Here is an 8663-nt window from a genome sequence, read left to right on the forward strand (position 1 = left end):
CCATTGTCCTTATATAAAAGATCCCATTATACGCAGTTATATCCATTCTGATGAAGATAACAAGTTCGATGATTTTATGCGTCAACATCGATTCAGTGAGGTGAATTTCGATACCCAACAGATGATCGATTTTATTAACAGATTTAATATGAATAAATGGCTGATTGATAAAAATAACAATTTTTTTATCCAACTTATCGATCAGGCCTTACGATCAACGGATGATATGATCAAAGCAAATGCCTGGCATCTTTATAAAGAGTGGATTCGTAGTGATGATGTTTCACCTTTATTTATAGAAATTGAAGATAATTTAAGAACCTTTAACACGAATGAATTAACACGAAACGATAATATCTTTATCCTGTTCTCCTCTGTCGATGATGGGCCAGTTATGGTGGTAAGCTCCCAGCGCTTACATGATATGTTGAATCCTACAAAAGATACTAATTGGAATTCCACGTATATCTACAAATCCAGACATGAGATATTGCCTGTTAATCTTACTCCGGAAACACTTTTCGGCTCCAAATCTCAGGATAAACATGCGCTTTTCCCAATTTTTACTGCGAGTTGGCGAGCTAATCGCATAAAGAATAAAGGTATTTAAGTAAAGGAAAACATCACCGTTCCTGGCATCATGGGCGGTGATGCCCCTATGGTTGCCCTCGCCAGCACGGGCATCGGCAAAGCGTAAGGTTCAACAGCGTTTTACCACTTCATGCGATTGTTGCGTTTTTGTTGCGCATTAGATCACTTAATTTGCTTTACATCTCCCGTAAACACTTTTCTGCGATACAATGCCTTTACGTTATGTAACGGAGAGTTCGGCATGTCACACCCCGCGTTAACGCAACTGCGTGCGCTGCGCTATTTTACAGAGATCCCTGCCCTGGATCCGCAACTGCTCGACTGGCTGTTGCTGGAAGATTCCATGACAAAACGTTTTGAACAGCAGGGAAAAACGGTGAGCGTGACGATGATCCGCGAAGGGTTTGTCGAGCAGAATGAAATCCCCGAAGAACTGCCGCTGCTGCCGAAAGAGTCTCGTTACTGGTTACGTGAAATTTTGTTATGTGCCGATGGTGAACCGTGGCTTGCCGGTCGTACCGTCGTTCCTGTGTCAACGTTAAGCGGACCGGAGCTGGCGTTACAAAAATTGGGTAAAACGCCGTTAGGACGCTATCTGTTCACATCATCGACATTAACCCGGGACTTTATTGAGATAGGCCGTGATGCCGGACTGTGGGGGCGACGTTCCCGTCTGCGATTAAGCGGTAAACCGCTGTTGCTAACAGAACTGTTTTTACCGGCGTCACCGTTGTACTAAGAGGAAAAAAATATGGAGTGGAGTCTGACGCAGAATAAGCTGCTGGCGTTTCATCGCTTAATGCGTACGGATAAGCCAATTGGCGCGTTACTGCTGCTCTGGCCAACATTATGGGCGTTGTGGGTGGCGACACCGGGCGTTCCCCAGCTCTGGATCCTGGCGGTGTTTGTCGCGGGTGTCTGGCTGATGCGCGCTGCCGGATGTGTGGTGAATGATTATGCTGACCGCAAGTTTGATGGTCATGTTAAGCGCACGGCGAACCGACCGCTTCCCAGCGGCGCGGTAACGGAGAAAGAGGCGCGCGCGCTGTTTGTAGTGCTGGTATTGATTTCATTTTTACTGGTGCTGACGCTGAATACGATGACTATTCTGTTGTCGATTGCCGCGCTGGCGCTGGCGTGGGTATACCCATTTATGAAGCGGTATACCCATCTACCGCAAGTGGTGCTGGGCGCGGCGTTTGGCTGGTCGATTCCAATGGCTTTTGCTGCTGTGAGTGAGTCGGTGCCATTGAGTTGCTGGTTAATGTTCCTCGCCAATATTCTCTGGGCGGTGGCTTACGACACGCAGTATGCGATGGTTGACCGTGATGATGATGTGAAGATTGGCATTAAATCCACCGCAATCCTGTTCGGCCAATACGATAAATTGATTATTGGTATTTTGCAGATTGGCGTACTGGCGCTGATGGCGATTATCGGTGAGTTAAATGGCTTAGGCTGGGGATATTACTGGTCAATTCTGGTGGCTGGCGCGCTGTTTGTTTATCAACAAAAACTGATTGCCAACCGCGAGCGCGAAGCCTGCTTTAAAGCATTTATGAATAATAACTATGTTGGTCTGGTACTGTTTTTAGGGCTGGCAATGAGTTACTGGCATTTCTGATGATGTAAAAAAGCCGGATGATCATCCGGCTTTCTTCTGGGCTGCCTGATGCGTTGCGCTTCTCAGGCCTACACAACAGATCGCAATTTATTGAATTTGCAGATTATGGAAGGCCGGATAAGGCGTTTGCGCCGCATCCGGCAATTCTCTCTGATTACCCTTCGCCCTGCGTCGCACTCTCAATCGTCAAACGCACGTCTGATGTAATCAACTCCGCCAGCAACTGATAAACCTTCATCGTTTCTGCCGGTTCGGCATCGCCGCTATCGCTGATATACCCTTCATCACGCAGCGTCAGCACCAGAGAACTGAACACCGCCTTGTCGAAGAATTCCGGCGCGTTGATGCCGTGCAGCACGGAGAGACGTTGCGCGACGGTGCGGCTCTCTTTCTCCAGCGTACCGCGGTTGATCGACGGGTTGGCGCTCAACAGCCAGAAGGTAATGGCATAACGTTGCAGCGTTTCGCGCGCGCCTGCGGCGAGCAGCTGCAGCGTGCGAGAATGCGCCGGGTTGATATGCAACTCATCATCTTGCAGGGTAATCAGTCCCTGACGTTGCATCTCATTTGCCAGCGCATCAATAACGTCCGGCAACTCGTCGCGATCCCAGCGCAGGAACAGCTCCGCTTTCAGCATTGGGTAAAGCACATTGACGTGCTCCATCAATACGTCGCGGGAGATGTGGCGATGCTGGGTGACAATTGCCGCCATCAGCGAAGGCAGCACCAACATATGCGCAATGTTGTTGCGATAGTAGGTCATCAGCACCGCTTGCTCGCGCGGTAGAATGATGATGTCGCCGATAGTGTCTTTCTCGACTTCAAACTTGTTCATTTGCAGCGCGTGATCGATAAGCTCGCTGGCGCTGGCTGAAGGAACGGTCGAGTCCGTGGAGTAAGGTACGTTGCGCATCAGATCCAGGTAGCAGTTGAGTTGCTCGGTTAACTGCTCGCGGGTGAGTGAGCGCTGACGTGACGCCAGTAGCGCAGTACAGCACAGGTTCATGGCGTTTGCCGCGCCTGCGTTGTTAATGCGTACCATCAGATCGGCAGCAATATTATTGACCGTCGGCGTTAACCATGCTGGACGCACCGCTTCGATGGGATCGATAGATTCACGCCAGTCAGGTACATGCTGGTTAAGGTAGGTCATCAACGGCATTGGTTCACCGAAGTTGACGTAACCCTGACCGAGATTACGCAGCTTGCTTAAACCGCGCAGCATCTGCGGCAGGCTCTCTTTCTCTTTCGTCGCGCCGCGCAGTTCTTTGGCGTAAGTACCCACTTCCATGACGTGCTCATAACCGATATAGATCGGAATCAGCGTAATCGGACGCGTGCCGCCACGCAGCATCGCCTGAATGGTCATCGACAGCGTACCAGTTTTCGGATCCAGCAAACGCCCCGTACGGGAACGACCGCCTTCTACGAAGTACTCGACGGAATAACCACGGCTGAACAGTTCGCCGAGATACTCACGGAAAACGGTGGAATAGAGCTTATTGCCTTTAAAAGTACGGCGAATAAAGAACGCACCCAGACGGCGGAAAATCGGCCCTGCCGGCCAGAAGTTCAGGTTGATCCCGGCGGCGATATGCGGCGGCACCAGCCCCTGGTGATACAGCACGTAAGAAAGCAGCAGGTAGTCCATGTGACTGCGGTGGCAAGGCACATACACCAGCTCATGACCGTCGTGGGCCAACTGGCGAACGCGCTCGGCGTTATGGACGTTGATACCCTGGTAAAGTCGGTTCCAGGTGAAGCCCAGAATGCGGTCAGTCAGGCGGATCATCTCGTAAGAGAAATTCGCCGCAATCTCTTCCATCAGCGCAATCGCGTTCTGCTGCGCTTTTTCATGGGAGATTTTTTTGCTGCGCGCTTCATCTTCTACCGCTTTGGCAATGGCGCGGGAGGCGAGCAGCTTATTAAACAGATCCTGACGAGCAGGCAGACGTGGACCCACGGCAGCCAGACGTTGACGGGCAAAGTGCATACGCGCCACGCGCGCCAGTTTCTGCGCGATAGTTTTATCCGTGCCGTGTTCATCCGCCATACGGCGCAGCGAAACTGACGGCGAGAAACGCACAAAACTGTCGCGACCGAGCCACAGTACAGCGAAAAATTTCTGTACGCCGTTAAGCATACGCAGCGGCGGGTTCACTTCGCCTTTTTCACGCCCTGGCGCGCGACCAAACATCACCGATACTGGCACCATCTGCACATCCAGATTTGGGTTGCTACGGTGCAAATCGAGATAGTCGTGGAACAGCTTAATAGACTCTTCTTTCGGCGTGTAATAGGTGAATACACGCGGCCCGCCGTGAATGAACACATAGCGCGGCAGTAGCGTGCCGTCGATTTCCAGCGGCTCTAACGGGTCAGGCAGGTCATGTGCCAGACACTGGGCGCGCAACGTCAGCAAGTCTGCTTTCGAGTTGTACGGTAAAACGTACATAATTGGACGAGAGGTATCCAGCCCCAGTTCCGGGGCAGGATCTGCCGGAATAGACTTGCTTTTTACCAGGATGCTTAATGGTAAATTCAGTAATTTGTAGTAAATTCGTGGCCAGCCGGACATAAACGATGTAAAGCCTCTGGTTAATAATGCAAATGCGCGGCAAGGATAGCAGAAAGTCATGGGAAATTCTGTGGTATCCGCTCATGTTTCGCGCGGCGTTACGCAAACCCGAATCATCGGATTTAACGGTACACTGATATTGACGCTCATAATGTAAAAAGGTTCTTTCAATGGCCAATAATACCACTGGATTCACCCGAATTATCAAAGCTGCTGGCTATTCCTGGAAAGGTTTACGCGCTGCATGGATCAACGAAGCGGCATTCCGTCAGGAAGGCGTAGCGGTATTGTTGGCGGTGGTCATCGCCTGCTGGCTGGATGTGGACGCGATTACCCGCGTGCTGCTTATCAGCTCCGTCATGCTGGTGATGATTGTGGAAATCCTCAATAGCGCCATCGAAGCAGTGGTTGACCGAATTGGCTCTGAATACCATGAGCTTTCCGGACGAGCTAAAGATATGGGATCCGCCGCGGTGCTGATTGCGATTATCGTCGCCGTGATAACCTGGTGCATCCTGTTATGGTCGCATTTTGGATAACCCTTCCAGAATTCGATAAATCTCTGGTTTATTGTGCAGTTTATGGTTCCAAAATCGCCTTTTGCTGTATATACTCACAGCATAACTGTATATACACCCAGGGGGCGGAATGAAAGCGTTAACGGCCAGGCAACAAGAGGTGTTTGATCTCATCCGTGATCACATCAGCCAGACAGGTATGCCGCCGACGCGTGCGGAAATCGCGCAGCGTTTGGGGTTCCGTTCCCCAAACGCGGCTGAAGAACATCTGAAGGCGCTGGCACGCAAAGGCGTAATTGAAATTGTTTCCGGCGCATCACGCGGGATTCGTCTGTTGCAGGAAGAGGAAGAAGGGTTGCCGCTGGTAGGTCGTGTGGCTGCCGGTGAACCGCTTCTGGCGCAACAGCATATTGAAGGTCATTATCAGGTCGATCCTTCCTTGTTCAAGCCGAATGCTGATTTCCTGCTGCGCGTCAGCGGGATGTCGATGAAAGATATCGGCATTATGGATGGCGACTTGCTGGCAGTGCATAAAACTCAGGATGTACGTAACGGTCAGGTCGTTGTCGCACGTATTGATGACGAAGTTACCGTTAAGCGCCTGAAAAAACAGGGCAATAAAGTCGAACTGTTGCCAGAAAATAGCGAGTTTAAACCAATTGTCGTTGACCTTCGTCAGCAGAGCTTCACCATTGAAGGGCTGGCGGTTGGCGTTATTCGCAACGGCGACTGGCTGTAACATATCTCTGAGACCGCGATGCCGCCTGGCGTCGCGGTTTGTTTTTCATCTCTCTTCATCAGGCTTGTCTGCATGGCATTCCTCACTTCATCTGATAAAGCACTTTGGCATCTCGCCTTACCCATGATTTTCTCCAATATCACCGTTCCGTTGCTGGGACTGGTCGATACGGCGGTTATTGGTCATCTTGATAGTCCGGTTTATTTGGGCGGCGTGGCGGTTGGTGCAACGGCGACCAGCTTTCTCTTTATGTTGTTGCTGTTTTTACGCATGAGCACCACCGGGCTGACTGCGCAGGCTTATGGTGCCAAAAATCCTCAGGCATTAGCCCGTGCGCTGGTGCAACCTTTGCTGTTGTCGTTGGGGGCTGGGGCGTTAATTGCGCTGCTGCGTACGCCGATTATCGATCTGGCGCTGCATATTGTTGGCGGTAGTGAAGCAGTCCTGGAACAGGCGCGGCGCTTTCTTGAAATCCGCTGGTTAAGCGCACCGGCGTCGCTGGCGAATCTGGTATTACTTGGTTGGTTACTCGGCGTGCAATATGCCCGTGCGCCAGTAATTTTGTTAGTGGTCGGCAATATCCTCAACATTGTGCTGGATGTCTGGCTGGTGATGGGACTGCATATGAACGTGCAGGGCGCGGCGCTGGCGACGGTTATTGCGGAATATGCAACATTGCTGATTGGTCTGCTAATGGTGCGTAAAATCTTCAAACTACGCGGAATTTCCGGCGAAATGCTGAAAACTGCCTGGCGAGGAAACTTCCGTCGCTTGCTGGCGCTTAACCGCGATATCATGCTGCGTTCGCTGTTGTTGCAACTCTGTTTCGGCGCGATCACCGTACTTGGTGCGCGACTGGGGAGTGACATTATCGCTGTAAACGCGGTTCTGATGACGCTACTCACCTTTACCGCCTATGCGCTGGATGGTTTTGCCTACGCGGTTGAAGCACATTCCGGTCAGGCATACGGTGCGCGCGACGGTAGCCAGTTGCTGGATGTCTGGCGGGCAGCGTGCCGCCAGTCGGGGATCGTAGCGTTACTGTTTTCGGTGGTTTATTTGCTGGCAGGGGAACACATCATTGCGTTGCTGACGTCGTTAACCCAGATTCAGCAGCTGGCCGACCGCTATCTTATCTGGCAGGTGATTTTGCCGTTGGTTGGCGTCTGGTGTTATCTGCTGGACGGCATGTTTATAGGCGCAACGCGTGCCGCCGAAATGCGTAACAGTATGGCGGTGGCCGCCGCAGGTTTTGCGCTGACGCTCCTTACGCTGCCGTGGCTGGGCAATCATGGTTTGTGGCTGGCGTTAACCGTCTTTCTGGCGTTGCGCGGGCTTTCTCTGGCGGCTATCTGGCAGCGTCACTGGCGCAATGGTACCTGGTTTGTCGCAACGTGACGGTTAAAAATTCTGAATAAATAATCCTAAGCCAAATTGCTGACTACACTTAATCTCACGTTCAGAAGAAAAGTGAACGTACTCTCATTCACAACCTAACGATGAGGTCTTGATTATGAATAAAGATGAAGCCGGCGGTAACTGGAAACAGTTTAAAGGTAAAGTGAAAGAGCAATGGGGCAAACTGACCGATGATGATATGACGATCATTGAAGGTAAACGTGATCAACTGGTCGGTAAAATCCAGGAACGTTATGGTTATCAGAAAGATCAGGCAGAAAAAGAGGTCGTGGATTGGGAAACCCGCAATGAATATCGCTGGTAATTAATCCCTCCTGCCCGACGTGTACAAGGATGTACGCCCTCTTAACGTGATTTCTTTTTCACCTGTACAGAGTGATCATGCTGGCACTGTTCAGGATGACGACACGCTTCCACTTCCACGCATGCCGCACAGAGCCCATGTGCTTCAATCACATTATGCCGCAGGGCAAACCCCATTTTTGCCGCCAGTGTATGCATAATGTCTTCCACGCCTTCTGCACACTCTTCTTTCACTGCGCCGCAGCGATCGCAAATAAACATGGCTGACGTATGGGTGGGCTGGTCGAACAGATGACAGAGCACATAACTGTTGGTGGATTCCACCTTATGCACAAAACCTTGCTCAAGCAGAAAATCCAGCGCGCGATAAACCGTTGGCGGCTTGGCTTGCGGTTCAGCTTCGCGCAGCAAATCAAGCAGATCGTAAGCGCTGATAGCGCCATCCTGCAGACTCATCAGGCGCAACACTTCCAGGCGCTGTGGAGTCAGGCGCACATTACGCTGCGCGCAGATTTTTTCAGCCTGCGCTAATAACTCCTGCGTTGTGGTCTTTTCCATCGGGCACCTCAAAGTGGGGGTTAAGAATGTCCTTACTTTACCATGTTCCAGGAAAAACACCGAGAACCCTTATTGTTGCCGTAATGTTGCTTTTCTGTTTTGTAGGTAAGATGTTGTGTTGCCTGGCAGTACCATTATCAACACGATAATAATTAATAATTCATTTTTAAATAAATTGCTTCAAGTTAACTCGCTATTTATTTAACTGGGTTTAAACGCATACCTGTAGTTCAGAAATTATGAGCGATTTTTGATAGTGACCAGATGGCAAAAGAATTATAAGGAGGACACGGTACGACAAAAAAGGTAGGTGAATCATGTTGAAGATAATAC

At 50.7% G+C, this 8663-nt stretch carries 9 protein-coding genes; 7 read left to right on the forward strand and 2 right to left on the reverse strand.

Features of this window, described 5'->3' with window-relative positions; genetic code table 11:
• From OQV04_RS22130 to ubiA, 3 genes are all read left to right on the forward strand, one after another.
• The coding region (locus OQV04_RS22130; protein ID WP_332642944.1) for a SopA family protein at window positions 1-610 on the forward strand (610 nt) is incomplete at its 5' end.
• A gap of 222 nt (window positions 611-832) precedes the next feature.
• Entirely contained in the window at window positions 833-1330 is a 498-nt protein-coding gene (gene ubiC / locus OQV04_RS22135; RefSeq protein WP_001308201.1) for a chorismate lyase, read from the forward strand.
• A gap of 12 nt (window positions 1331-1342) precedes the next feature.
• Window positions 1343-2215: a 4-hydroxybenzoate octaprenyltransferase gene (gene ubiA, locus OQV04_RS22140; protein WP_000455227.1), complete on the forward strand. Its 873-nt coding sequence runs from the start codon at window positions 1343-1345 to the stop codon at window positions 2213-2215.
• A 154-nt stretch (window positions 2216-2369) separates the two neighbouring features.
• Here the strand turns inward: ubiA and plsB are convergent, their stop codons facing one another.
• Entirely contained in the window at window positions 2370-4793 is a 2424-nt protein-coding gene (gene plsB, locus OQV04_RS22145) for a glycerol-3-phosphate 1-O-acyltransferase PlsB (RefSeq protein ID WP_000017354.1), read from the reverse strand.
• A 170-nt stretch (window positions 4794-4963) separates the two neighbouring features.
• On the opposite strand from plsB, the gene dgkA reads away from it, so the two are divergent.
• From dgkA to OQV04_RS22165, 4 genes are all read left to right on the forward strand, one after another.
• Entirely contained in the window at window positions 4964-5332 is a 369-nt protein-coding gene (dgkA, locus tag OQV04_RS22150; RefSeq protein ID WP_000002907.1) for a diacylglycerol kinase, read from the forward strand.
• Between the two features lie 109 nt (window positions 5333-5441).
• Window positions 5442-6050 carry a transcriptional repressor LexA gene (gene lexA, locus OQV04_RS22155; RefSeq protein WP_000646078.1) on the forward strand — a complete coding sequence of 203 codons (609 nt, stop codon included), beginning with the start codon at window positions 5442-5444 and terminating at the stop codon, window positions 6048-6050.
• A 72-nt stretch (window positions 6051-6122) separates the two neighbouring features.
• Complete coding sequence (gene dinF / locus OQV04_RS22160) at window positions 6123-7448, forward strand: MATE family efflux transporter DinF (RefSeq protein ID WP_032281988.1); 1326 nt, start codon at window positions 6123-6125, stop codon at window positions 7446-7448.
• Window positions 7449-7563: 115 nt separating this feature from the next.
• Entirely contained in the window at window positions 7564-7773 is a 210-nt protein-coding gene (locus tag OQV04_RS22165) for a CsbD family protein (protein WP_001030593.1), read from the forward strand.
• Window positions 7774-7814: 41 nt separating this feature from the next.
• Here OQV04_RS22165 and zur read toward each other — a convergent pair whose 3' ends face one another.
• On the reverse strand, window positions 7815-8330 hold the full coding sequence (zur, locus tag OQV04_RS22170; RefSeq protein WP_000416263.1) for a zinc uptake transcriptional repressor Zur: 516 nt from the start codon (window positions 8328-8330) through the stop codon (window positions 7815-7817).
• Window positions 8331-8663: the final 333 nt, after the last annotated feature.

It is taken from the genome of Escherichia sp. Lx600-2 (assembly GCF_036662595.1).
Lineage (GTDB): Bacteria > Pseudomonadota > Gammaproteobacteria > Enterobacterales > Enterobacteriaceae > Escherichia > Escherichia coli.